The sequence below is a fragment of the Thioalkalivibrio sp. AKL17 genome, from assembly GCF_000377885.1.
Lineage (GTDB): Bacteria > Pseudomonadota > Gammaproteobacteria > Ectothiorhodospirales > Ectothiorhodospiraceae > Thioalkalivibrio > Thioalkalivibrio halophilus.
In genome coordinates this window covers 240,695-264,401 of the sequence record NZ_KB898766.1, presented here as the reverse complement: position 1 = coordinate 264,401, position 23,707 = coordinate 240,695, and the positions used below count along the sequence as shown (strand labels likewise).

At 66.6% G+C, this 23,707-nt stretch carries 25 protein-coding genes and 4 tRNA genes; 5 read left to right on the top strand and 24 right to left on the bottom strand.

Translation table 11 applies throughout. The features are described 5' to 3' along the window. Positions 1–85: 85 nt before the first annotated feature. From D577_RS0107370 to D577_RS0107335, 8 genes are all read right to left on the bottom strand, one after another. Positions 86–997, bottom strand: coding sequence for a CoB--CoM heterodisulfide reductase iron-sulfur subunit B family protein (locus D577_RS0107370; protein WP_018946872.1), 912 nt, complete (start codon positions 995–997; stop codon positions 86–88). Next, complete coding sequence (locus D577_RS0107365; protein ID WP_018946871.1) at positions 990–1,706, bottom strand: 4Fe-4S dicluster domain-containing protein; 717 nt, start codon at positions 1,704–1,706, stop codon at positions 990–992. Before D577_RS0107365 ends, D577_RS0107370 begins: the two co-directional genes overlap by 8 nt. A gap of 53 nt (positions 1,707–1,759) precedes the next feature. Beyond that, positions 1,760–2,632 carry a hypothetical protein gene (locus D577_RS0107360; protein WP_018946870.1) on the bottom strand — a complete coding sequence of 291 codons (873 nt, stop codon included), beginning with the start codon at positions 2,630–2,632 and terminating at the stop codon, positions 1,760–1,762. After that, positions 2,571–3,620 carry a CoB--CoM heterodisulfide reductase iron-sulfur subunit A family protein gene (locus D577_RS0107355; protein WP_018870322.1) on the bottom strand — a complete coding sequence of 350 codons (1,050 nt, stop codon included), beginning with the start codon at positions 3,618–3,620 and terminating at the stop codon, positions 2,571–2,573. The genes D577_RS0107360 and D577_RS0107355 overlap by 62 nt, the downstream gene beginning before the upstream one ends. Beyond that, a complete protein-coding gene (locus D577_RS0107350; RefSeq protein WP_018946868.1) occupies positions 3,620–5,026 on the bottom strand; it encodes a heterodisulfide reductase-related iron-sulfur binding cluster in 1,407 nt (468 codons plus the stop codon). The genes D577_RS0107355 and D577_RS0107350 overlap by 1 nt, the downstream gene beginning before the upstream one ends. Before the next feature lie 42 nt (positions 5,027–5,068). Further along, entirely contained in the window at positions 5,069–5,743 is a 675-nt protein-coding gene (locus D577_RS0107345; RefSeq protein WP_018870324.1) for a 4Fe-4S dicluster domain-containing protein, read from the bottom strand. A gap of 182 nt (positions 5,744–5,925) precedes the next feature. Continuing rightward, positions 5,926–6,156 (bottom strand): sulfurtransferase TusA family protein, encoded by a 231-nt coding sequence (locus D577_RS0107340; protein ID WP_018870325.1) that lies wholly within the window; start codon positions 6,154–6,156, stop codon positions 5,926–5,928. Positions 6,157–6,260: 104 nt separating this feature from the next. Next, complete coding sequence (locus tag D577_RS0107335; RefSeq protein WP_024328731.1) at positions 6,261–6,590, bottom strand: rhodanese-like domain-containing protein; 330 nt, start codon at positions 6,588–6,590, stop codon at positions 6,261–6,263. A 235-nt stretch (positions 6,591–6,825) separates the two neighbouring features. On the opposite strand from D577_RS0107335, the gene D577_RS0107330 reads away from it, so the two are divergent. Together D577_RS0107330 and D577_RS0107325 are read left to right on the top strand one after the other, a co-directional pair. Beyond that, positions 6,826–7,137 carry a hypothetical protein gene (locus D577_RS0107330; protein ID WP_018946866.1) on the top strand — a complete coding sequence of 104 codons (312 nt, stop codon included), beginning with the start codon at positions 6,826–6,828 and terminating at the stop codon, positions 7,135–7,137. A 55-nt stretch (positions 7,138–7,192) separates the two neighbouring features. Next, positions 7,193–8,620, top strand: coding sequence for a M48 family metalloprotease (locus D577_RS0107325; protein ID WP_018946865.1), 1,428 nt, complete (start codon positions 7,193–7,195; stop codon positions 8,618–8,620). Positions 8,621–8,656: 36 nt separating this feature from the next. On the opposite strand, the gene D577_RS0107320 is transcribed toward D577_RS0107325, so the two are convergent. From D577_RS0107320 to D577_RS0107295, 6 genes are all read right to left on the bottom strand, one after another. Further along, on the bottom strand, positions 8,657–9,070 hold the full coding sequence (locus D577_RS0107320; RefSeq protein WP_018946864.1) for a DUF86 domain-containing protein: 414 nt from the start codon (positions 9,068–9,070) through the stop codon (positions 8,657–8,659). Then, complete coding sequence (locus tag D577_RS0107315) at positions 9,057–9,476, bottom strand: nucleotidyltransferase domain-containing protein (RefSeq protein WP_018946863.1); 420 nt, start codon at positions 9,474–9,476, stop codon at positions 9,057–9,059. The genes D577_RS0107320 and D577_RS0107315 overlap by 14 nt, the downstream gene beginning before the upstream one ends. A gap of 174 nt (positions 9,477–9,650) precedes the next feature. Further along, positions 9,651–9,726: transfer RNA gene (locus tag D577_RS0107310), tRNA-Lys, on the bottom strand. Positions 9,727–9,753: 27 nt separating this feature from the next. Then, positions 9,754–9,829, bottom strand: a tRNA-His gene (locus tag D577_RS0107305). Between the two features lie 43 nt (positions 9,830–9,872). Beyond that, a tRNA-Arg gene (locus tag D577_RS0107300) sits at positions 9,873–9,949 on the bottom strand. A 46-nt stretch (positions 9,950–9,995) separates the two neighbouring features. Continuing rightward, a tRNA-Pro gene (locus D577_RS0107295) sits at positions 9,996–10,072 on the bottom strand. Positions 10,073–10,246: 174 nt separating this feature from the next. On the opposite strand from D577_RS0107295, the gene folD reads away from it, so the two are divergent. Beyond that, a complete protein-coding gene (folD, locus tag D577_RS0107290) occupies positions 10,247–11,110 on the top strand; it encodes a bifunctional methylenetetrahydrofolate dehydrogenase/methenyltetrahydrofolate cyclohydrolase FolD (RefSeq protein WP_018946862.1) in 864 nt (287 codons plus the stop codon). 25 nt (positions 11,111–11,135) lie between these two features. Here folD and gltX read toward each other — a convergent pair whose 3' ends face one another. Beyond that, on the bottom strand, positions 11,136–12,578 hold the full coding sequence (gene gltX, locus D577_RS0107285; RefSeq protein WP_018946861.1) for a glutamate--tRNA ligase: 1,443 nt from the start codon (positions 12,576–12,578) through the stop codon (positions 11,136–11,138). A 153-nt stretch (positions 12,579–12,731) separates the two neighbouring features. On the opposite strand from gltX, the gene D577_RS0107280 reads away from it, so the two are divergent. Beyond that, on the top strand, positions 12,732–13,244 hold the full coding sequence (locus D577_RS0107280) for a peptidylprolyl isomerase (protein ID WP_026288965.1): 513 nt from the start codon (positions 12,732–12,734) through the stop codon (positions 13,242–13,244). A 4-nt stretch (positions 13,245–13,248) separates the two neighbouring features. Continuing rightward, entirely contained in the window at positions 13,249–14,004 is a 756-nt protein-coding gene (locus D577_RS0107275) for a UDP-2,3-diacylglucosamine diphosphatase (RefSeq protein ID WP_018946859.1), read from the top strand. 29 nt (positions 14,005–14,033) lie between these two features. Here the strand turns inward: D577_RS0107275 and D577_RS0107270 are convergent, their stop codons facing one another. The 9 genes from D577_RS0107270 to alr form a co-directional block, all read right to left on the bottom strand. Then, positions 14,034–14,858 (bottom strand): ferritin-like domain-containing protein, encoded by an 825-nt coding sequence (locus D577_RS0107270; RefSeq protein WP_018946858.1) that lies wholly within the window; start codon positions 14,856–14,858, stop codon positions 14,034–14,036. A gap of 25 nt (positions 14,859–14,883) precedes the next feature. Beyond that, positions 14,884–16,440, bottom strand: coding sequence for a multicopper oxidase family protein (locus D577_RS0107265; RefSeq protein WP_018946857.1), 1,557 nt, complete (start codon positions 16,438–16,440; stop codon positions 14,884–14,886). Next, the gene (locus D577_RS0107260; RefSeq protein ID WP_018946856.1) at positions 16,437–18,956 is read right to left on the bottom strand and encodes a heavy metal translocating P-type ATPase; all 2,520 of its coding nucleotides are present in this window, start codon (positions 18,954–18,956) and stop codon (positions 16,437–16,439) included. Before D577_RS0107260 ends, D577_RS0107265 begins: the two co-directional genes overlap by 4 nt. An 11-nt stretch (positions 18,957–18,967) precedes the next feature. Then, positions 18,968–19,099, bottom strand: a complete 132-nt coding sequence (locus D577_RS14495) for a hypothetical protein (RefSeq protein ID WP_018946855.1) — start codon at positions 19,097–19,099, stop codon at positions 18,968–18,970. 80 nt (positions 19,100–19,179) lie between these two features. Beyond that, the gene (locus D577_RS14245) at positions 19,180–19,329 is read right to left on the bottom strand and encodes a hypothetical protein (protein ID WP_018946854.1); all 150 of its coding nucleotides are present in this window, start codon (positions 19,327–19,329) and stop codon (positions 19,180–19,182) included. 110 nt (positions 19,330–19,439) lie between these two features. Beyond that, a complete protein-coding gene (locus D577_RS14240) occupies positions 19,440–19,805 on the bottom strand; it encodes a hypothetical protein (RefSeq protein WP_371180227.1) in 366 nt (121 codons plus the stop codon). Between the two features lie 44 nt (positions 19,806–19,849). Next, positions 19,850–21,322: a cardiolipin synthase gene (cls, locus tag D577_RS0107240; protein ID WP_018946852.1), complete on the bottom strand. Its 1,473-nt coding sequence runs from the start codon at positions 21,320–21,322 to the stop codon at positions 19,850–19,852. Positions 21,323–21,349: 27 nt separating this feature from the next. After that, a complete protein-coding gene (locus tag D577_RS0107235) occupies positions 21,350–22,543 on the bottom strand; it encodes an O-succinylhomoserine sulfhydrylase (protein ID WP_018946851.1) in 1,194 nt (397 codons plus the stop codon). A gap of 55 nt (positions 22,544–22,598) precedes the next feature. Continuing rightward, positions 22,599–23,705 (bottom strand): alanine racemase, encoded by a 1,107-nt coding sequence (gene alr / locus D577_RS0107230; RefSeq protein WP_018946850.1) that lies wholly within the window; start codon positions 23,703–23,705, stop codon positions 22,599–22,601. Positions 23,706–23,707: the final 2 nt, after the last annotated feature.

The following is a 23,707-nucleotide window of genomic DNA, read 5'->3' as shown; positions in this document are numbered from 1 at the left end:
GACGCCCGCGCGCCCGTGCTCCACAAAAAAACGGGCGCAGCGCGCCCGTTTTGTCGTATCAAGCCTGAATGCCGAAAGAAGGGGATCAGAGGACCCCCTTCTCCTTCAGCAGGCCGATCGAGTCACTCACGTTCTCGTGAATGCCCAGCTTGCGCGGCGACAGCCCCATGGCCAGGCCCAGCAGCTGCGTGAAGTAAAGCACCTTCACGTCGGTCTTGATGCCGAACTCGGTTTCGGCACGCACCTGGTGCATCTCCAGACCGGAGTGGCACGTCGGGCATTCAGTCGCGATCACCTCGGCGCCGGAGTCCTCGGCCGACTGCAGCAGGTTCAGCACCAGCTGGGTCGAGGTATCCGAGTCGGACAGCGTATGGGCACCGCCGCAGCAGGAGGTCTTCAGCGGGAAGTCCACGTTCACGCCGCCCGCAGCGCCCAGCAGATCGTCCATGAAGTGCGGCTGATAACTGGACTCCGAACCCGGGCCGTTGTCCTTCTCCGGGAAGATCTGCCGGGGACGGGTGTACATGCACCCGTAGTAGTTGGCGATCTTCAGGCCGTTCAGGCTCTTGGTCATCTTCTGCTTGATGCCCTCGGGGCCCAGTTCCTCCATCAGCCATTCCAGCAGGTGAAGGGTGCGCACGTCGCCGGAATACACCGGGTCATCCGACTTGCGAGCCAGATCCTGAACGGTATTCATGGCGTCGTCGGAGGTCGCGGTCTCGTACTCGGCCTTCTTCAGGTTGTGATAGCAACCGTTACACGGCGCCATCACCGTATCCATGCCCATCTGCTCGGAGGCGATGGCCATGTTCCGGGCCGAGAGGTAGGTCTGCAGCATGGGGTGAACGTTCTTCACCTCCATCGCGCCACAGCAGTTCCAGTCACGCAGGTTTTCCATCTCCAGGCCCAGCGCCTTGACCAGCACGCGGGTCGACCGGTCATACGGACCGCCGGAACCCTCGAGTGCACACCCGGGATAGTAAGCAACCTTAGCCATGAGCGGCCTCCTTCTGTTCGCGCACGTAGTTCTTCAGCACATCCCCGGTCTTGCCCCAGGACTTGGTGCGCGGCGTATGAACGGTATTGAAGCCCATCGTCATGAGGTGCTTCACCGGCAGGTGCTTCATCATGCGGAAGACGAACACTTTCAGCCATTCCTGCAACAATGGCTGGCCGGTCTTCTTGAAGAAGTTCTGCATGACCTTGCCGTCCTCGATGCGCCCGGTCTTGTAGATCTGGTCCGCGAACTCTTCGTCAAAGATGGTGGACGGGGCCTTCTCGGTGATCCCCTCTTCCTCCATCCAGTGCGCCAGCGCCTTCATCACGCCCTCGGGCTTCACGTCCTTCGGGCAGATATTGGTGCACTTGTTGCAGGACACGCACTGCCAGATGATGTCCTTGTCCTTGACCAGCTCTTCCTTCATGCCCAGCCGGGTCAGGTAGATCCAGTAGCGCGGATTGAACTGTACGTTCTGCGCATACATGGTGCAGGAGTTGGTGCAGGACCCGCACTGCCAGCAGCGGTGCACGTACTCGCCGCCGGTGTAGCTCTGGATCTTCGTCTCGAAATCGTCGTCGTAGTCGCGGACCGTGCGCGGGGCAATCATGGTGTTCCAGTGCCCGGACACGTCCACGCCGTCGACCACCAGCTCGTCGTGCTGCTGGAGCCGCTCGTCCTCGATCAGTGCCTTCTCGTGTATTGCCATGACGTCTCTCCGAAAACCTGTCCAACCAGGCTCAAACTCGATTCAGTTATTATTCAGTGCAACGAAGCCTGCTCGCCCTTCAGGCGCCCCTCGGGAGAATCGATCCCCAGCAGTTTCACCACAAGCTCCAGCGGATCCTCGCGGGCCCCGAACTGGGCATCGATCAGTCCCAGGCTCATCGACAGCGACTTGGCGTAGTCGGAATACGCCTGCACCCAGAGCAGATCCGTGACGAAATGGAGATCACGGTAGAACCCCATATCGTGCAGGGCCTCGTAGAACCATTGCCGCATGCCCAGCAACGCTGCATAGCCATCGTCGATCGGAATCTCCCGCAGGGTGTCGTTCCCGCGGATGAATTCCCGCATCGCGCCGGCCGTGGTACCGGAGTCCCAGACCCAGCGATTGGCCAGTGGCAGCGCTTCCGGATCCGCGAAGTGCAGGATCTCCGAACCGAAGTCCCACAGTCCGCGGCGCAGCTTGCGGTCATCGCCGGCGAGATCGGCGAAGGACTGCAGCCGTTCATCCGGATGGAAATCCGGCCGTACCAGGCTGCGTACGCCTTCGACCACCGCGCCCTGACGCTCCGCCAGCAGCGGCCCCAGCTTGCGCCGCACCGAGAACACCAGCCCGCCCAGGGTCCGCACGTCGGTGTCGTCGATCTCGTCACCTCTGGCGACGACCCCGGCGAACACCTCGTGTTTGGACTGCAGCGCCTCAATGAAGGTCTGCAATCCCTGAACCCCGCCGGCGTCGGCGATGTTCTCCTGCAGCGTGTTCAGCTTCGTTGCAAGGATGTCCCTGTCAAAGGTGACACGAGGCGGTACCGGCGTCAGATCCGGCACCGCCTCGTCCTTGACCACCTCAGCCGGCTTTCTGAACCAGCGCATGCAGGTCCGCCACGGCCCGGCCACCCGCGGCCGCACCCTGCGCGATCGAGTCGTCGATCGTCTCGGGGCCGTATGCCGCGCCGCAGGCATAGATGCCCTTGCGCGTGGTACCGCAGGTGTTGGTGTACTGCTCGGCCTTCTCGAGGAAGCCGTGCTTCTCGAGACCAACGCCGAACACCTGGGAGATCTCCGGGTTGTCGGCGTTGGGGTCCATGCCGATCGCGTGGACCACCATGTCGAACGGGATCACGATCGGGCGCTTGACCAGGGTGTCCTCGCCCTTGACCAGCAGGCGGCCATCACCGGAGGACGTCACTTCGGCGATACGCGCCTTGACGAACTTGGTCTTGAACTCTTCCTGGGACTTCCAGTAGTACTTGTCCTCGTACAGACCGAAGGTACGGATGTCCATGTAGTAGATGAACACGTCGGTCTCGGGGGACAGTTCCTTGATCTCCATGGCCATGTTCGCGGACACGGTGCAGCAGATCTTGGAGCACCACTCGCGACCGATCTGGCGGTCACGCGAACCCACGCACAGCAGGATGCAGACCCGTTCGGGCACACGGCCGTCGGAGGGGCAGGCGATGTTGCCCGAGGCAACCATCTGTTCCACCTGGGTGGTGGTCAGCACGTCCTCGTAGGTGCCGAAGCCCCACTCCGGCTTGTTGATCGAGTCGAAATGGGTGAAGCCGGTGGCCAGCACGACCGAGCCGGCCTGCACGGTCTCGCCGTTGGTCAGCGTGGCGGTGAAGTTGCCCGCCTCGCCATCCAGCTTCTCGACCTTGGCACTCTTGTGCACGGCCACGCTGGAGTCATCCTCGACGCGTTTGACCATGCGGCCAATCGCCTCGGAAGCCCACTCGCCGGAGGGGACCAGCTTGGCATAGCCCGACAGGATCGGGGCACCGCCCAGGACGTCTTCCTTTTCGACCATGACGGCCTTGTAGCCGGCCGAGGTCACGTTCGCGGCGGCGGACAGGCCCGCCGGACCTCCGCCAACAACCAGTACAGTATCTTGCATCACACCTTGCCCCCGTATGCGAGTTCAGGATTGTAGAGGTATTCGATGTTCCCGGCCTCGACCTCCTTGAGGTACTCCTGGAAGGTCTTCTTGGCTTCGGACCAGGACATGCCCATCTTCTCGACCAGATCTTCGCAGGGCGACGCGTGCCACTGCAGCTGGACGATCTTGAACGGATCCGCGCCGCAGGCCAGGGCCGCGAACTGGACTTCCGCCATGATCGGGATCTGGAAGTTCTGATTGTGCGCCTTGCCGATCCACTGGTTCTTGTCCATGGTCGTGACGCACCCGGTGTCGTTGGCCAGCATCACGTCGGCATTGGCCTCTTCGCGCGCCACCCGGATCTTGCGGTCCATCGTGAACGAGCGGGTGAATTCGCGCTCGGAGATGATGTGCCGAAAGCCGAAGCCGCAGCAGTCGTACCAGGTGGAGTAGTCGATCACCTGGGCACCCAGCGCCTGGGCGGTGGAGGTGATGATGGCGGTACGGTTACCACCGAGCACGGACTGATCATAGACCGCGTCCTCGTGGACCATCTTGTAGTAATGGCAGGCCACGTGGGCGGTGGTCCGGATGTTGGACACGTCGATCGTCTGCAGCTCGGAGGCGATACGGTTGCGCATCACGTGCACCCACTCGGAATAGTGGATGATCTCTTCCGGAATCACGAGCTTGCCGTCGACCAGGCGACCCAGCTTGCCGAGGATCTTGGTGACCTTTTCGCGCAGTTCCGCCGACTCCACCAGGAACTTGCGGATCTCCTTGTAGTTGCCGAAGGAGGTGCCGCAGTGGACCAGCGGGTAGAAGTGGCCGAGCTCGTGGCCGTGCTGCTTGCCGGAGACATAGGCCTGATGGAAGTTGCGCAGGAATACCGCGGCCAGCGACTCGACGTTGCCGATACCGGAACCGTGGTAGTTCCACGCGGTGCAGGACGTCTGGTCGGTCTCGTCGAGGTAGTCCTTGCCGGGCTCGAAACCGAACTGGTTCATGAACCACAGCAGCGAGGTCGGATAGCCCGGGATGTTGCCGCACTGGCCGCAGGACTTGTGGTGCCAGAGCTGCTTGGTCGGGATCTGCTTGTCCCAGCCGAACAGGGTTTGCACGGTCTTGGGATCATGCTCGTCCTTGATCCGGTGGATGATGATCTGGCCGTCCTTCTCGAGCTCGTACATGTGCTCGCGGACGTCATCCATGCGGTCGCCGAGGTCGATGGTGCGGCGGTCGACATGCTTGCGCACCCAGTCGGTGGCCTTGACCGCCTCTTCCTGCGACAGATCGGTCGCCTGGAAGAAGGAGCCGTGACCGGCAACACCCTGGCCGTCGGTGTTGTGATAGCCCGGCTTCATGGCGCCGGCGCCGGCACCCTCACCGTTCTGGTTGTGATTGCCTGGGGTCTGTTCACTCATAACGCTTCTCCTGATGTCGCGGAACCGGAGGGACGCCGACGATTACTCGTCGTCTTCCTCTTCCTGCTCCTCGAGCCAGTCTTCGTAATCCTCGCGCTTCTCGTCGATGAAGTCCTCGATCACGTCAAAGAGGTTTTCATCCATCAGTTCGAGGGACTTCAGAACGCCGGTCATTTCCCAGATGGTGTACATCTCGACCGAAGTCTTGAGCGAGACCTCCCAGGCCGTTTCCACGGTCTGCAGGGTCTTCACCGGGATGGCCTTGCGCAGCACCTGGAGATCGCCTTCCACCTTCTGGATATTGGGACCCCAGTCCGGGAAGTGATCGGGCTGGATCATGTCGGGCGAAAGCTGGTTACCCGTCGTGATCAGCTTGAGCATCACGCGCCCGAACGGACGAAGAACGTCCTTGGCCGACTGCATCTCGTGCTTGATGGCCACCTCGCGCATGATCGCGACGAGACCGCCGGGGGAGTTCTTGAACGGGCAGCGGGCGGCGCAGGTCATGCACTGGGCGCAGGCCCAGATCTTTTCCTGCATCGCGTCGTAGATCTGCTCGACGTTCTCCGTCCAGAGCAGCTGGACGATCTCGCGCGGGGAGTAGTCGTAGAACTGGGCGGAAGGGCACGTCGCCGTGCAGATCCCGCAGTTCAGGCAGCCGTTGAGATCATGGTCGTAGCGAAAATCTCCGCGGATGTCGTCGAAGATTTGCTGCATCTCAGCATATGTCGCCATATGTCACCTCTTCGCTGTGGGCGAGCAGGCCTCTTTTGTACGGACCTTGCAGCCAGCCTAGATCGGGTCCAGGCATCAATCCAGTTACCTCACGGTAACCGCGTCTACCGGCAGCCCGGGGCCGTTCGCGAGACCGGCCCCGGGCTTCGATGCGTCAGGAGACCTCAGGCCTTCTTGACCAGGAAGTAGAACTTGCCGCCCTCTTCCTTGTGCTCCATCAGTTCGTTGCCGGTCTGCTTGGCGAACGCCTGGAAGTCCTTCACCGCGCCCGGGTCGGTGGCGATGATGTGCAGCACCTGACCGGCATCCATGGAGGCCAGCGCCTTCTTGGCACGCAGGATGGGCAGCGGGCAGTTCAGGCCGGAGGCGTCGAGCTCTTGATCGAAGTTGGCCATGGCTTTCTCTCCTTTGTGAGTCTTCGTAATGGTTGACCGTTACCGGTCGTGGATCCGCCGAACTCCCCCTTATAGGGGAAACGGAATCGGAATACAACCAGATGCTAATCGGGCGTAACAATCGAGCGGCCGGACTGCGCCCAGCCCATGATGCCGCCCCGCAGGTTATACACGCCCTCCACGCCCTGCTGGGACATGAAGGCGCAGGCCTGGGCCGAACGCGCCCCGCTCTGGCAATAGAACACCACGGGGGTCTCATCTCCGCTGAACTCGTCCTTGCGCGGCGGCACGGCCGCCAGGGGCACGAGTTCGGCGTCCGGGATCACCCCGCGGCCGGTCTCGGCCGGCTGACGCACATCCACCAGCCGGAAATCCCGACCCTCAGTGCGCCACTGCTCCAGTTCATCCGGGGTGATTTCCGAGAATCCGTACACGGCCAGCTCCAGTTTCCGGTTGATTTCCGGGCGGTGTAGCAGGTGCGCGCTACCCATGCATAAAGGCCACGCACACGGTGGGCGCGGAGCATATCGAAACCGCGCACAATTGCAAATGGCTGCGGGCGACTGACGTTACCATTCGGCAACACCGGCCGAGGGAACCGGTCTCGCCCGCGGCGGTCAGACGTGGTAAGGTCACGCCCGCCTAAACAGTCCTGCGGAGGATTTTCCGGTGGAAAAGAGTGATTTCCAGGTAGACGGCCACTACGCCGTGACGATGAAGGATGGCCAGGGCAAGCTGCGCCCGGCGAACATCTACGTCCATCGCATGGAGGACGATCACATGATCGTTCGCTACACCTCCGGCGGCGACGTGGGCCTGCTGTTCAAGCTCAAGTACGACAATGTGGTGAAGATTGCTCGCACCCACAAGGTCCTGGACCGCAAGAAATTCATGGTCCCGGAGTCGGTGCTGCAACCGAAGCTGTGGAAGGACCGCGACAGCATGCGGGCCTACTCCTCGGCCCCCGGGCTGGGCAAGTAATACGCAAGCGGCAGCATCACGCTGCGGGGGTCGGCCCACCACCGGCCCCCGTATCATGAAAAAGACCCTCCTCACGTTCCTGATCCCGCTTCTTCTGGTGCTCTTTCTGGCACCGGCGAGCACCTCTGCGGATACCTCCCTCCCGCGCCTCGGCGAAGCCTCGGGCGGCGTCCTGACCCCCGCCGAAGAAAGCGAGCTCGGCCGCTCCCTGCTGCGCGAAGTACGCCGCTCCCTGCCGGTCGTGGACGATGCGGAAATCCGCTTCTACGTGGAATCGCTGGGCCGCCAGCTTGCCAGCCACAGTGACGGCGAACGCATCACCTTCCACTTCATCCCGATCGACAACGATCAGGTCAACGCCTTTGCGATGCCGGGCGGCATCATCGGGGTGCACACCGGGCTGATGCTGGAAACGCGGGACGAGGCGGAGCTCGCCGCGGTCATGGCGCACGAGATCGCCCACGTAACCCAGCGCCACCTCGCACGCATGTTCGCCCGCGGCCGCGAGATCAACTTCCGCACCGGCCTGGCGATCCTCGCCGGGGTCCTCGCAGCGGGGATCGACCCGCAGCTCGGACAGGCGGTGATCACCGGCGGCGTCGCCGGCGGCATGCAGTCCCGGATCAACTTCACGCGCGCCAACGAGGCGGAAGCCGACCGGGTCGGCATGCGCATCCTGGCCGCCAGCGATTTCGACGCTGATGCGATGGCCGATTTCTTCGAGCGCATGCAGGAGCTTTCCCGGGGGGCGGGCGACGCGGTACCCGAATATCTGCGCACCCACCCGGTCACGCTCGACCGCATCACCGATGCGCGCAACCGTGCGCGCGACAAGCCCGAAGGCGTGCGCAACCAGGGCCCCGAATTCGCCTGGATGCAGGCCCGCGCCCGGGCGCTGAGCGATCCACGGCGCGCACTGGACCGAATCGGCGAGGATGCCTCCGCCGCGGAGCTGTACGGGGGCGCGATCGCACAGCTTGAACGCGACAATCCGCGCGAGGCCCGCCAGCTCCTGGACCGTATCGACGCGCCCGACGCCCCCACACTCACCCTGGAACTGGCGCGGATCGCCGTGGAACGCGCAACCGGGGAACACGAAGCAGCCCTCAACAGCCTCGAGGACCTGGACACCGTCTACCCCGGCCACCCGGTGGTGCGCGAGCGCATGGCCCGCGTCCAGCGCGATATCGGAAACTACGACCGGGCGCTGCGGATCACCTCGCGCATGATCCGCGAGACCGAAGCACCGGAACCGGCCCTGCTGCGCCTGCAGGCGAACATCGCCAGCGAGGCCGGCCGCGAGGCCCTGCGCCACGAGACCATGGCCGAGTATTTCTTCCATCGCGGCCAGTACGAAGAAGCGGTGCGGCAGTTCGAGGTGGCCCTGGAGGCCGGGGACGCCAGCGAGCGCGACCGCCAGCGCATCGAGGACAAGCGCGAGACGGCCAGCCGCACGGCGCGCGAATTCCGCGAGGAGCGGTAACGGCCCTGCGCGCGCACGCGGACGGCACCCACTCGGTCAGAGGAAACTCGCGAATGTCCGCTGCAGGGCACGAATGTCAGCGAGGTCATTGCACAGGACCTGGTACACCTGCCTGCGATCCAGCTGCAGGTAGGCATGGACCAGGATGTTTCGGAAACCGATCATCCGCAGCCATTTTTCTTCCAGCGCGCTGTCAATGTACCCGTGTTCGCGGAACAGACGGGGGATGTCCCGCCCCTGGTTCACCGAGCCCAGACCATTGTCCGCGATCACGTGGCTGCCCATGTCCAGCAGCGCTTCCAGCGCAAGCTGGAGGAAGCGTTCGGCGCTACCGTAATGCTCCGGGTCAGCGAGGAACTCGTCCTCGTCGTACCGCGCAAGCCGTTCGAGGACCTCGAGGTTCTCAGAGACGGCCTCGATGCGTCTGCGGATGACTTCAGGCCTGACCATCGAGCAGCCTTTCCTTCAGGGCCTCGCGCTGGACACGGAGGTAGGGTTCGAAATCGAAGTATTCCCGCAGCGCAAGCGAGTAGTAACTGCCCCGATCGAAGTCGGGCCCGGCATGCAGCAGGCAGTTCGGCCGTACGGCCTCGAAACGCAATGCCGGATCCGCGCCATCGAGCAGCACCAGATCCACCGCATCCAGCCCTTCCCGCGCCAGATCCGTCAGGATGTCCAGGCGGCGCGGCTCGATCGCCCCGGCGGGGCCGACCAGCGCGAGATCGATGTCACTGCCCTCCCGCGCCCGACCCTCCGCGCGAGAGCCGAACAGAAAGACCGCATCCACTTCGCGGTAACGCGCGAACACCCTCTGGACCCGCTCGGTGATCGTCTCGATTGTCAGGGCATCCGTCATTGATCGTGCTCCGCACCGCGCCGCAGAGGCCATCAATGTAGCATGGCGCAATCCGGCTTCGGGCAGAACCGCCGGTGGGGGAAGCATGCGGGAGGGAGAGGGAACTCATGGCGCGGCTGCGAGGCCGGTGGCCGCCGGACCGCTCGGGTCGCCATGCGGAAAGACACGTAAAGATGGTGGGCCGTGAAGGAATCGAACCTTCAACCAATGGATTAAGAGTCCACTGCTCTACCAATTGAGCTAACGGCCCCCGGTACGGACGAGCACAAGCGAGGGATGGGGTGACCGATGGGACTCGAACCCACGACAACCGGAGTCACAATCCGGGACTCTACCAACTGAGCTACGGTCACCACCGTATTGTTTCACTGCTTCGGCCATTGCCGATCCGGGCTCTGGCGCGCCCGGCAGGACTCGAACCTGCAACCGCCGGCTTAGAAGGCCGGTGCTCTATCCGGTTGAGCTACGAGCGCGTTTGCCGCCGGGCATCCGGGTTGTTCCAGCCGGTTGCGTCCGCCATGGTCGGGGTAGAGGGATTTGAACCCCCGACATCCTGCTCCCAAAGCAGGCGCGCTACCAGACTGCGCTATACCCCGTCGAGCCGTTCCCGCAATGGGTCCTGCACAGCGAGTGCGAAATCGTAGCGCCGGGAGGCCCCCGGGTCAAGCCATGGCCCGCGTCGCAGCCCCGTGAATCGTCTCCGACCTTCCTTGAGGACCCGGCTGTGCCATGGGATCATCGCGTTCAGCCCTCCTGCCGGACGAGACCGAATGACAGCCCAGACCATCGACGGACGCGCCATCGCGCAGACCCACCGCGCCCGCATCGCCACCGAGATCGAATCCATGACCTCGCGCGATCTGCGCCCGCCGGGTCTCGCTGTGGTCCTGGTGGGGGCCGATCCGGCGTCGCAGGTGTACGTGCGCAACAAGCGCAAGGCCTGTGAACAGGTGGGCGTGGTCTCGCACTCCTATGACCTGCCGTCGGGCACGCCGCAGACCGATCTGCTGGCGCTGATCGACCAGCTCAACGCCGACCGCACCATCGACGGGATCCTGGTCCAGCTGCCGCTGCCGGAGCACATCGACCCGGAGACCATCATCGAGCGCATCTCCCCGGCCAAGGACGTGGACGGCTTCCATCCCTACAACGTCGGACGGCTGGTGGCGCGCATCCCGCGCCTGCGGCCCTGCACGCCCTGGGGCGTCATCCAGCTGCTGCGCCATATCGAGGAGCCGTTCAAGGGGCGCACGGCCTGCATCATCGGCGCCTCCAACATCGTTGGCCGGCCAATGGCGCTGGAACTGCTGCTGGCCGGCGCCACGCCGACCATCTGTCACCGGTTCACCCCGGATACCGCGGCCATCGCCCGCCAGTCCGACATCCTGGTGGCGGCAGTTGGCAAGCCCGGGCTGGTCAAGGCCGACTGGGTCAAACCGGGGGCCACGGTCATCGACATCGGCATCAACCGGCGCGATGACGGCACGCTGTGCGGCGACGTGGAATTCGACGGCGCGGCGGAGCGCGCGGACTGGATCACCCCGGTCCCCGGCGGCGTGGGCCCGATGACGGTCGCCATGCTGCTGGACAACACCCTGCGGGCGCGCGCGTTCGGCACCCACGAGGCGGCCTGAACGGCCACCCCGCTGACCCGGCGGATCAGTCGGCGGCCGCGGCCGCCACGTCGCGTGCGGCCTGCAGTCGAACGCGGGTGCGCTCCGGGCCCAGATATTCGCGGATGCGCGGCAGCTCCGGCCCGAAGGTCTGCCCGGACAGCGCCGCGCGCAGCGGCATGAACAGGCCGCGCCCCTTGCGACCCGTGGCCGCCCCTGCCGCCTTCGCCACCTCGGGGAAGTCCGTACTGGTATCCAGCGCCTCCAGGGCGGCCTCGAACAGGGCCGGCCCGGCGCCCGCGATCTCGTCGCGGGCCGCGTCGCTCAGCGGCGCCGGATCCTCCGCAAAGGCCGCTACCCAGCACCGCGCATCTTCCACCGATGCGATGTTGTCGCGCGCCAGCGCGATCCAGGCCGAACGCGTCGCTTCCGGCAGCGGGTCCAGCACGCCCAGCCCCGCGAGATGCGCCTGCAGATCCGTGTCCGACAGCGCGCGCAGGGCCTCGGCCTGCCAGTGCTCCAGCTGGCGCGGGTCGTGGCGCGCGGCGGAATGGCCGATGCGCCCCTGGTCAAACCCCTGCGCCAGCCCCTCCAGCGACAGCAGCCCCTCCTCCTCGTAGCGATGACCCAGCCGCGCGAGGTGGTTGAGGATCGCCAGCGGCAGCACCCCGGCTTCGCGCAGCTCGCGGATGCTGGCCGAACCGTTGCGCTTGGACAGCGGGGCCCCGTCATCGCCGTTGACCAGCGGCAGGTGGTGATACCCGGGCGCCGGCAGTTCCAGCGCCTCCAGCAACAGCAGCTGGCGCGGGGTGTTGGCGATGTGATCCTCGCCGCGCACCACGTCGGTGACCCCCATCAGGGCATCGTCCACCGCGTTGGAGAAGAAGAACGCCGGCGTACCGTCCGAGCGCCGGATCACGAAGTCACCGATCTCGTCGGTGCGGAACTTCACCGCGCCGCGCACTCCGTCTTCGAAGCGCACCGTGCGCCCCAGCGGCACGCGGAAACGCAGGGTCGGACGCTGCCCTTCGGCCTCGCGGCGTCGCGCCTCCTCCGGGTCCAGTCCGGCACAGGTGCCGGGATAACGCGGCGGCTTGCCCTGGGCACGCATGCGCTTGCGCCCGCGCTCCAGTTCTTCCGGCGTGCAGAAACAGGGATACGCCAGGCCGGCCTCGATCAGCCGGTCGTAGTAGGCCTGGTAGAGTCCCGTACGCTGTGACTGGGCATAGGGGCCGGCGTCGCCGGCGGCCGCGCCGTATCCTTCGTCCCAGTTCAGCCCCAGCCACTGCAGATCCTGCTGCAGCGCCTCGACGAACTCGGCGCGCGAGCGCTCGGCGTCGGTATCCTCGATACGCAGCAGGAAATGCCCGCCGCGCGCCCGAGCCAGCATGGCGCTGAACAGCGCGGTACGCAGATTGCCAAGGTGCAGCAGCCCGGTGGGACTGGGCGCGAAACGGGTGCGGGTCACGGTTGTCGTCATGGCGCGCATGGTAGCCGAGCATCCGGGTGACTGGAACCGGCGGGGGCCCACGGTTACCATGCCGGCTCCTGATTCCGGAGTGTCGTCATGCCCCGTCCTGTTCCGCCGGCCGGCATCGCCGCGGCCCTCCTGATCCTCGTCCTCAGCTTTCCGGGAGCCCTCATGGCCGAATCCAGCCCCAAGGTCGCGCTTGAAACCACGCACGGCCGCATCGTCCTGCAACTCGACGCCGAAGCCGCGCCGGAGACCGTCGCCAACTTCCTGCAGTACGTCGACGACGGCTTTTACGACGGCACGCTGTTCCATCGCGTGATCCCCGGCTTCATGGTCCAGGGCGGCGGCATGGACAAGGACATGCGCCAGAAGCCCACGCGCGACCCGATCCGCAACGAAGCGGACAACGGCCTGAAGAACAAGGTCGGCGCGGTCTCCATGGCCCGCACCCAGGACCCGCATTCGGCCACCGCCCAGTTCTTCGTCAACGTCAACGACAACGACTTCCTCAACCACACCGCACCCAACCCGCAGGGCTGGGGCTACACGGTGTTCGGCGAAGTGGTCGAGGGCATGGACGTCGTGCGCACCATCGAGGGCGTGCCCACCGGCCGTTCCGGCATGCATCAGGACGTGCCGCAGGAACCCGTGGTCCTGGAAAGCGCCCGCCGCGCCGACTGATCCCGTGAGCGAGACCGCGCCCGCCCTGGTCATCTCCGACCTGCACCTGGAGCGCGAACCCGGCCCGACGCTGAACGCCGCGCTGGCGTTCCTCGACGGCCCGGCGCGGACCGCCTCGGCCCTGTACATCCTGGGCGATCTGTTCGAGTACTGGGTCGGCGACGACGCCCCGCATCCCGCGGCAGAGCAACTGGCGGCGGCGCTCTCCGCGCTGGAGGCGCCGGTCATGTTCATCCATGGCAACCGCGACTTCCTCGTGGGCCCGGACTACGCCGCCCGCGCCGGCATGACACTCGCCCCCGAGCCGCTGCACGCCACGCTGCCCTGCGGCCCGGCCCTCCTGATGCACGGCGACTCCCTGTGCACCGACGACAGCGAACACATGGCCTTTCGCCAGATGGTGCGCAGCGAGGCCTGGCAACGGGATTTCCTCGGCCAGCCACTGGAACAGCGCATCGCGCGGGCCGAAACCATGCGCGAGGCCAGCCGTCACAACGGGCAGATGAAGGCCGCCGCGATCACCGACGTGAATGGCGAAGCCGTGGCCGCGACCTTTCGCGACGGCGACGTGCCGCTGCTGATCCACGGACACACCCACCGCCCCGCGATCCACGACCTGGAGATCGCCGGCCAGCCGCGTCAGCGCTGCGTGCTGCCGGCCTGGGACGAGCACCCCGGCTTCCTGGAGCTCGGCCCGGAAGGCCCGGTCCTGCGCCAGCTGGACGAAACGCCCTACCCCGCACACCTGCTCCACGCCTGAGACTGTCGCGGGGTTACCCCGGGGCTGCTTCAGCGCCGACCCTGCTGCTCCAGCGCCCCCATCTCCGACTCGGTAAACCCCGCCGCCAGGCGGGCCTCGTGCGCGAACGGCGGCCGGACCCGCCCCGGCATATGTTCGGCCAGCAGCGCCAGGAACAGCGGCTCGGGATCGAACCCTCGCGCATGCGCCAGCTCGCGGAACCAGCGGGTGCCGATCGCCACGTGCGCGACCTCCTCGCGCTGGATGATCTCCAGCAGCGCCACGGTCGCGTGATCGCCCGCCGCCGTCAGACGCTCGATCATGCCGGGCGTCACATCCAGCCCGCGCGCCTCCAGCACGCGCGGAACCAGCGCCATGCGCACCATCACGTCGTGATCGGTCGCCAGCGCCGCCTCCCACAGGCCGTTATGGGCCGGCAGGTCGCCGTAGTCCGCACCCAGCTCGTGCAGGCGCGCCCGCAGCAGCCGGAAGTGCCGCGCCTCCTCCGCCGCGACCTGCAGCCAGTCGCTGACGAACGGCGCCGGCATGTCGCGAAAGCGATACACGGCATCCAGCGCCAGGTTGATCGCGTTGAACTCGATATGCGCGACCGCGTGCACCAGCGCCACCCGCCCGGCCGTCGTGTGCAGCCCGCGCCGCGGCAGTTCCTTCGGGTGCACCAGCACGGGGTGCTCGGGCCGCCCCGGCACCTCCATGCGTTCCGGTGCCGGGGCACTCCCGGCCTCCAGCTCGTCCGCCCACCACCCGCGCATGAGCTCCAGCGCCCGCTCGCACTTGGTCTCCGGGTCCCGTTCGCGCAATGCGGCCTCGGCCGCGCGGTAGACGGCCGGGTGCGGCCGCGGTCTTTCGCTCATGGCATCCCTCTGTCGCTACGCACGGTCAGGCGCGGACGCGCACGTTCACCATCATGTCGTTGTCCTCGTGCTCCAGATTATGACAGTGGAACACGTAGAGCTGATCACCAGCGTAGTGATGGGTGAAGTCGATCGCGATGCGCACGGTCTCGCCCGGCCACAGCAGGACCGTGTCCTTCCAGCCCAGGTCCGTGACGGCCAGGCCTTCATCGTTCACGGCCTGCTGGTGCACGAAGTCCGGACCGCCCGAGCGCGACAGCACCTGGAACGAGAAGCCATGGATATGCATCGGATGCGGCATGCTGCGGTCCGCATTGCGGATGGTCCACACCTCCCGCGTGTTGGCATCCACCTCGATCGGCACCCGGTCAGGATCGTACGTCTCTCCGTTGATGCGCCACTGCATCGGCGCCATGTCCAGACGGATATCCCGCTGGCCGGCATCCGTCACGTCGATGGGCTCGATCCGCGACAAGCGCTCGGGCACCTCGGCGGTGACCGCCTCGCCCTCCTGGACCACGAACTCGAGCAATGCGAGCGGATCGCCGTCGTGCATGCCGCCACCCATCATGCGACCCATTCCGCCGCCCATGCCGCCACCGGCCATTGGGTCGAATTCCAGGCTGTGCAGCTCGACCCGGTCGCCTCCGGCAAACGCGGCGAAGTCGACCAGGACCTCCAGACGCTCTCCCGGCGACAGGAAGGCCTCGTGGGCCTCCCGGGGCGAGTCCAGCAGGCCCGCGTCCGTGCCAATCACCCGGAACGGGACCGCCTCGCCGTCCACTCGCAGGGCCAGGCGGTAGATCCGGGCGGTGGAGCCGTTCAGCAGGCGCAGGCGATGGATACGCCGCTCCACCTCGTGCGTCGCGGCCGGCGTCATATTCACCAGCACCTCGTCGCCGAGATAGCCCATCATCCGCTGCATCGGGTTCGGCCGGTACACCAGATGGCCGAGCCGGTCGAAGCGCTTGTCCTGCAGTACCAGCGGCAGGTCGGTCTTGCCGAGTTCCAGCCCCAGCGCCTCGTTCAGCGCCTCGTTGTCGTCGTCGCTCACCAGCAGGAAGCTCGCCAGCCCCTGGTGGGCCTGGCGCGCCGTCCGATGATGGGCATGGGTGTGATACCAGTAAGTACCGCCACGATTGGTCACTTGAAAGCGGTATTCGTACTGCTCACCGGGGTCGACCGTATGGATCGGATGCCCGTCCACCCGGCCCGGAACATGCAGGCCATGCCAGTGGATGATCGTGCCCTCGTCGAGCTGGTTGTCCAGGGTGACGTCCAGTTCATCGCCGGTGCGCAACAAGAGGATCGGATTCTGGTAGTCATGGCCGTTCATCTGCGTCCGGTACCAGAGGAACGGGGTCTCCTCGCGCCCCGGCACCGGCAGCCACCCCTGCTCCGCGACCAGGGTGAACGGTTTGTTGGGTGCGAGCACGGCAAACGGGCCGTCCGCGCCGGGCAGAAACAGGGCATTGTCGAAACGGGGGGCGGACACTGCATGGTTGAACAGGCTCCAGCCGCCGAATGTGGTGATCACGGGCAGCGCCGCGGCCAGCCCCAGAAACTGACGTCGTCTCATCATTGCTTTTCTCCAGTACGGGATGCCGGCATGCTCCGGCGCAGCAGAATGGAATTGCCGATCACCGACAGCGAGCTGGCGGTCATCGCGACCACACCGATCATCGGGTGCAGCAGGCCGGCCGCGGCGATCGGGATCGCGGCGGAGTTGTAGCCCCAGGCCCAGAACAGGTTCTGCACGATCTTGCGGAAGGTCAGCCGCGACAGCTGGACCGCCTCGACCACCTTGGTCAGCTCCCCGCGCACCAGGGTCACGTCGGCCGCCTCGATCGCGACATCCGCGCCGGCCCCGATCGCAATCCCGACATTGGCCTGCTGCAGGGCCGGGGCGTCGTTGATGCCGTCGCCGACCATCGCCACGTGGTCGCCGTACTCGGCCTGCAGTTCGCGGATCGCCTCGACCTTGCCCTCCGGCAGCACGCCGGCCCGGACCTCGTCGATCCCCACCTGCGCGGCCACCGCGTTGGCGGTGCGCTCGTTGTCGCCGGTGACCATCACGCAGCGGATGCCGAGGCTGTGCAGCTGTTCGATGGCGGCCTGTGACTCTTCCTTGAGGGTGTCGGCGACCGCGACGATGCCGGCGGGTCGATCGCCGATGGCCACCAGCATCGCGGTCTTGCCGGCATCCTCGAGCCGCCGCAGCGATTCCAGCAGGCCGGACGGATCCAGGCCCTGCTCCTCCAGCAGCCGCTGGCTGCCGACCAGGATGCGTTCGTCACCCAGCCGCGCCTCCACTCCACGTGCGGTATGCGACTGGAACTGCTCGACCTCGGCGACCTCCAGCTCCCGGTCCCGCGCGCCCTGCACGATGGCGTCGGCCAGCGGGTGCGCGGAACCGGCCTCCACGGCCGCCGCAGCCCGCAGCACGCGGGACTCGTCGAAGCCCTCGGCCGGGATGACGTCGGTCAGCGCGGGCTTCCCCCGGGTGATGGTGCCGGTCTTGTCGAGCACGATCACCGCAATGTCCTTCAGGGTCTGAATCGCGGATCCCGAGCGGATCAGCACGCCGCGCTCGGCGCCCATGCCGGAGCCGACCATCAGCGCGGTGGGCGTGGCCAGCCCCAGCGCACAGGGGCAGGCAATGACCAGCACGGCGATCGCCGCGAGGATCGCCAGCACCAGCGGGGGACGCTCGGAATCCACCCAGGGCAGGAAACCCTCGCCCCAGATCAGGATCGGCTGCAGCGCCCCGGAGAACGCCAGCCAGGCCGCGAACGCCGCCAGCGCGATCACCAGTACGGCCGGCACAAAGCGTGCGGTGATGCGGTCCGCCAGTTCCTGCACCGGCACGCGCGAACCCTGCGCCTCATTCACCAGGCGGATCACCTGCGACAGGAAGGTGTCAGCCCCGACGCGGGTCGCACGCACCTTCAACCGCCCCTGCTGATTCAGGGTCGCACCGAGCACGGTGTCGCCCTCGCCCTTGTCTACCGGGACCGACTCGCCGGTGGCAATGGACTCGTCCACGGTGCTTTCGCCCGCCACCACCTCGCCATCGGTCGGCACTTTCTCGCCCGGGCGCACGATCATCACGTCGCCCACCTGGAGCGACTTGACCGACACCTCGACCTCCTCGCCATCACGCTCGACCCGGGCGGTCTTCGCACCCAGATCCAGCAGCTTGCGGATCGCCGAAGACGCCTCGCCCTTCGCGCGGTACTCCAGATAGCGACCGAGCATGTGGAAGGCCATGATGGTCGCGGCCATCTCGATGAACGAGGTCATCGGATAGACGAAACCGACCAGTCCAATCAGGTAGGGCGGCAGGCTGCCCATGGAGATCAGCACGTCCATGTTCAGATTGCCACTTTTCAGCGAACGCCAGGCGGAACGATGGGTGGCCGCGCCTCCCGCGAGGAACACCACCGGGAAGGCCAGCAACGCAATGATCAGCAGATAGCCGGGGATCGGCTGCCAGAACATGTGCGGCATCATCAGGACCATGATCGCGATGGTCGGCACCATCGCGAACCACAGACGGTTCCAGGCCTGCTTCACGTAAGCGGCGTCGATCGCCGCGTCGTCCGCCTCGCTGGCGGCATCGTCGGTCTCCACCGCCGCCACATCGTAGCCGGCCCCCTCCACAGCCGCGCGCAAAGCCTCGCCATCGGGCCCGGCCGGCGTCACCTCCACCGTCACCCGGTGATCCGAGATGTTGGTGCGTATGGATTCGATCCCGTCGAGCTTCTCGATCGCCGCGCGCACGATGCCCGCGCAGTGATCCGAGCCCATGCCCGGCACCACCAGCCGCACCGAACCGGAGCCCCCGGCCTCGCCCTCGACCTGCGCGACGTCGTAACCGGCGCCCTCCACCGCGGCGCGCAGCCCCTGCGGGTCGACCTGGTCGGGGTCATACCCCACCGTCACCCGGTGCCGGGCGATATTGGTCCCCACCGAGGTCACCCCCGGGGTCTTTTCCAGCGCCGAGCGCACGATGCCCCCGCAGTGGTCCGACCCCATGCCGGGGACGATGACCACCGCCTCGCGGGCGTTCGCCGGCTTCGTTTCTGACGTCGTCATCGCGTGACTCCTTACCGGCCACCGAACAGATACTTGATCAACGCGGCGATCGCGAGGATCAGCAGTACCAGGACCAGAAGCCCGATCAGGCCTCCGCCCAGGCCCATACCGCCCATCCAGCCAAAACCTTGTTCATTCATCATGATGGAGTCCTCCCAGGGACGATCACCACCGTCGCGCGGGCATCCCCCGGCTTCGTTTCCGTTTTCATCGCGAACCTCCTTTAGCGGCTGCTGATCAGGTACTTGATCAAGAACGCGACCCCGAGGATCAGCAGCACAAGAATCAGGGGTCCGATCCAGCCGTGGCCGAAGCCGAGGGCTGTCGTCCAGGCAAAACCCTGGTCATGCATCATCGTGTATTGGTCATTCATCAAGGTGTAGCCCTCCCGGGGCGTAGAAACAAACGACGATGCGCGAAACGGCGCACCGCGGCAGCGATCAGCGATCACCGATGCCGGGCCAGGGCCCGGCCGGGGAGGACTCAGAGAGGGGGGCGCAGGTCCGGACCCGCGCGGGCATCGAGGGCCATGGCCACGACACCCGGAACGGGGCCGGAGAGATCGGCAGTGACCGACAGAGTAACGCTGGAAGGCAGGGCCGAAACCCCGCAGATGCCACAGACCGCGCACGGCACCTCGCAGGTCGGGCCTTCGATCGGGATCAGAGAGGCATCCGCATGTAAAACGGCGCCCGGGTCGGCACAGTGGGCTTGCGCGGCCATTGCCGCTCCAGGTTCGCCGTGCAGCATCTGTCCACTGGCCACCGGCGCCGCGAACAGCGCGGCGGCGATCAACAGAGTCAGCAAGTAGTGCAGGGCTCGTAACACGGGCGGGCCTGAAAGAAGCATTACAAATGAAAGTATAGCACCGGCGCGGGCAGGACGCCCACGAACTACAGCACCGGCGCCAGCAGATAGGCGGCGCGCGCGGCCACCCGGCGCCATAACGGCAGGTCGTCCACGTCCTGCCGGGTCATCTCGCGCGAGCGGGCGAAGTCGGCCTCGAACATGCGGGCGGTCTCGCTGGCAAAGGCCGGATCCAGCACCAGTGCCGTGACCTCGAAATTGAGCCGGAACGAGCGGTTGTCCAGGTTCACGGTCCCCACCGCCGCGCCCATGTCGTCCACCACGAACGCCTTGCCGTGCAGGAAGCCCTCCTGATAGCGGTAGACGCGCACACCGGCATCCAGCAGCGGGCCCAGGAAGGCATAGGCCGCATGCGTGGTCAGGGGGTTGTCGGTCACCTCGGGGATCAGCACGCGCACGTCGACGCCGCTGAGTGCGGCCAGCTTGAGCATACCCTGCACGCCCTCGTCGGGCACAAAATACGGGCTGGCGATCCAGATGCGCCGCTCGGCGGAATGTATCGCCTGCTGCATCATCAGGCTGGCGGTCTCGAACTCGTCGGCCGGTCCTGAGGGCAGGATCAGCACCGGGACCCCGTCCTCCGCCATGGTCGCCGGCTTCCATTCCAGCTCCGGGACCGCCTCGATGGCCCAGTGCCAGTCCTCCAGGAACACCGACTGCAACGCGAGGGCGGACGGCCCCGCAATCCGCAGGTGGGTGTCGCGCCAGGCACCGATTTCCGGATCGCGGCCCAGGTACTCGTCGCCCACGTTCAGCCCGCCGACCCAGGCCTGCTCGCCATCGGCGACCACGATCTTGCGATGATTGCGGAAATTCAGCTGAAAGCGATTGCCGCGCCCGCGGGTCGAGTGAAAGTGCTGCACATGGACGCCCGCCTCCCGCAGGGTGTCCAGGTAGCTCCCGGGCAGGCGGTAGCTCCCGATCTCGTCATACAGGAAATAGACGTCGACACCGGCCTCGGCACGCTCCACCAGCCGCCGCTGGAGTTCGCGCCCGAGATCGTCGTCACGCACGATATAGAACTGCACCAGCAGGTAGCGCTCGGCCTGCTCGATGCCGCGGAAGATGCTGTCGAAGGTCGCCTCGCCGTCCACCAGCAGCTCGACCTCGTTACCGTGGAGAAACGGCCAGCGGGCGAGCTGCTGTACGCCGTCCAGGTGCTTGCTCGGTTCCTGCGCGACGTACTGGTGTGACCACAGCTCCTCGGTCTTCGGCTGCAGCGCGCGGGCGAGACTCGAGTCCTCGTCGCGCCGCGCCACGACATAGCCGCGAAACTCGCTGGCGCCGAAGACCCAGTAGGCCGGCACCGCCACATAGGGCACGGTGTTGAGCGAGACGATCCAGGCAACCGCCCCTTGCGGCGTCCGGGTGGACATCAGCGCATCCAGCGAAGACAGGAACCCCAGCAGGTGAAACCCGATCACGACCGTCAGCAGAATGCGCCAGCGCGGCCGGCGGCGCGCAGACTTGACGCACCGGTTGTCCGAGTCGCTCGACATGCCCGCGGGACCCGTCAGGCCAGCGGTTCAGAGCGCGTCGAGGCCGCGGGCCAGATCACGCTGGATGTCGGCGACCGCCTCCAGCCCGACGGCCACGCGCACCATGGCTTCGGTGATGCCCTGGGCCTCGCGCTTGTCCGGGTCCACGCGGCCGTGGGTGGTAGTCGCCGGGTGGGTGATCGTAGTCTTGGCATCACCCAGGTTGGCGGTGATCGACAGGAACCGGGTGGCGTCGATCACCGACCAGGCGGCCTCACGTCCTCCGGCGACCTCGAAACTCAGCACGCCACCGAAACCGCTTTGCTGCTGCTTCGCGATCGCGTGCTGCGGGTGATCCGGCAGGCCCGGGTAATGCACCGCCGTCACCTTTGGATGGGCCTGCAGCCACTGCGCCAGGGCCAGCGCATTATCGCTGTGGGCACGCATGCGCAGGGACAGGGTTTCCAGCCCCTTCAGGAACACCCAGGCGTTGAATGGCGACAGCGTCGGACCGGCCGTGCGCAGGAAGCCGTAGACATCCTTGCCCACACGCTCGGCGTCGCCCACCACCGCGCCGCCCAGACAGCGGCCCTGGCCGTCGAGGAACTTGGTCGCCGAGTGGATGATAATGTCGGCACCCAGATCCAGCGGGCGCTGCAGAATGGGGGTGCAGAAGCAGTTGTCCACCGCCAGCAGCGCGTCATGACGATGCGCGATCTCCGCCAGCGCGGCGATGTCCACCACCTCGCCCAGCGGGTTGGAGGGCGTCTCGCAGAAGTACAGCCGGGTGTTCGGTTGGGTCGCGGCCTCCCAGGCCTCGAGGTTCGAGAGCTCGACGTAGGTCACCTCCACGCCGAAGCGCCCGAGGTAGTTGTTGAACAGCACCGTGGTGGTGCCGAACACCGAACGCGAGCAGACCACGTGATCGCCGGCCTTCAGCAGCCCCATCATGGTCGCGAGGATCGCGGACATGCCGGAGGCGGTGGCCACACAGGCCTCTCCGCCTTCCAGCGCCGCGAGCCGCTCCTGGAAGGTCCTCACGGTGGGGTTGGTGAAGCGCGAATAGATGTTGCCGGGGACCTCGCCCGAGAACCGCGCGGCGGCCTCCGCCGCGCTGTCGAACACGAAGCTGGAGGTCGGGAAGATGGCCTCGGAGTGTTCCTGCTCGGGGGTCCGACGGTAGCCATGGCGTATGGCGACGGTATCGGGGGCGTAGTCGGCGGGATCGAATTCTTCGTGCATCGGGGCTTCCTGGCTCGCGTGAACGGGCCAGTTTACGGATGCCCGCCGGCACTCGCTACGCTGGCCGCAGACGCCCGGCCACCCGCGTGAGCAGCTCGTAGCCGATCGTGCCGGCAGCACGCGCCACGCGCTCCACCGGCAGGCCCTCGCCCCACAGTGTCGCGAGATCCCCCACCGCGGCCTCGGGCACGTCGGAGAGATCCACCGCGAGCATGTCCATCGAGACCCGCCCGACCAGCGGGCAGAGCTGACCGCGTACCCGCACCGGCGTGCCGGTGGGGGCGTGGCGCGGGTAACCGTCCGCATAGCCCATGGCCACGATGCCGATGCGCTCGCCGCCATGCGCGGTCCAGGTGGCGCCGTAGCCCACCCCGTCGCCGGGCGCCGGATGCTGGATCCCGATGATCGGGGCCTGCACGGTCATCACCGGGCGCAGGTCGGCGTGCGGACCCTCCGGCGGCGTCTCGGCCGGTACCGAGGCCGGGTGACAGCCGTAGAGCATGATGCCGGGACGGGCGCGGAAGGCCTCGTCCGCGCCGTGGCCGACCCCGCGCCCCCAGCCGGCGAACAGCGACGCCGAATTGGCCAGGGAGCGCGCGCCGGAGCGTCCCGCCACGGCCGTGGCGAAGGCCGACAGTTGCGCCGCGTTGTGGTCATCCGCCGGGTCGTCGGCACAGGCCATGTGGGTCATCCAGTGCAGGCCGCGCCCGCCGTGACCGGCCGCCCGCAGGGCACGTTCCACGGCATCGGCTTGGGCCGGGGCGAATCCCAGTCGATTCATCCCGGTGTTGAGCTTGATCCAGACCTCGGGCAGGGCGACGCTGGCGGCGTCCAGCGCTTCCAGCTGCGCCGGAGCATGCACCGCCGGCTGCAGCGCGAGCTCCGCACAACGGCGAAGCCCGGCGGAGTCCCGCCCGCCCTGCAGCACCAGCAGCGGGCCATCGAATCCGCTCCGCCGCAGGACCTCGGCTTCCTCCACCGCGGACACGGCCAGCCCGTCGGCCACTTCCCCCAGTGATTGCGCCGCCCAATCGAGACCATGGCCATAGCCCTCGGCCTTGATCACGGGCCACATCGCGACCTCCGGGGCGAGCCCGCGGGCCACCTCCAGGTTGTGGCGCAGGGCTCCGGAATCGAGCTGGATGCTGGCCGCCCGTTGCATGT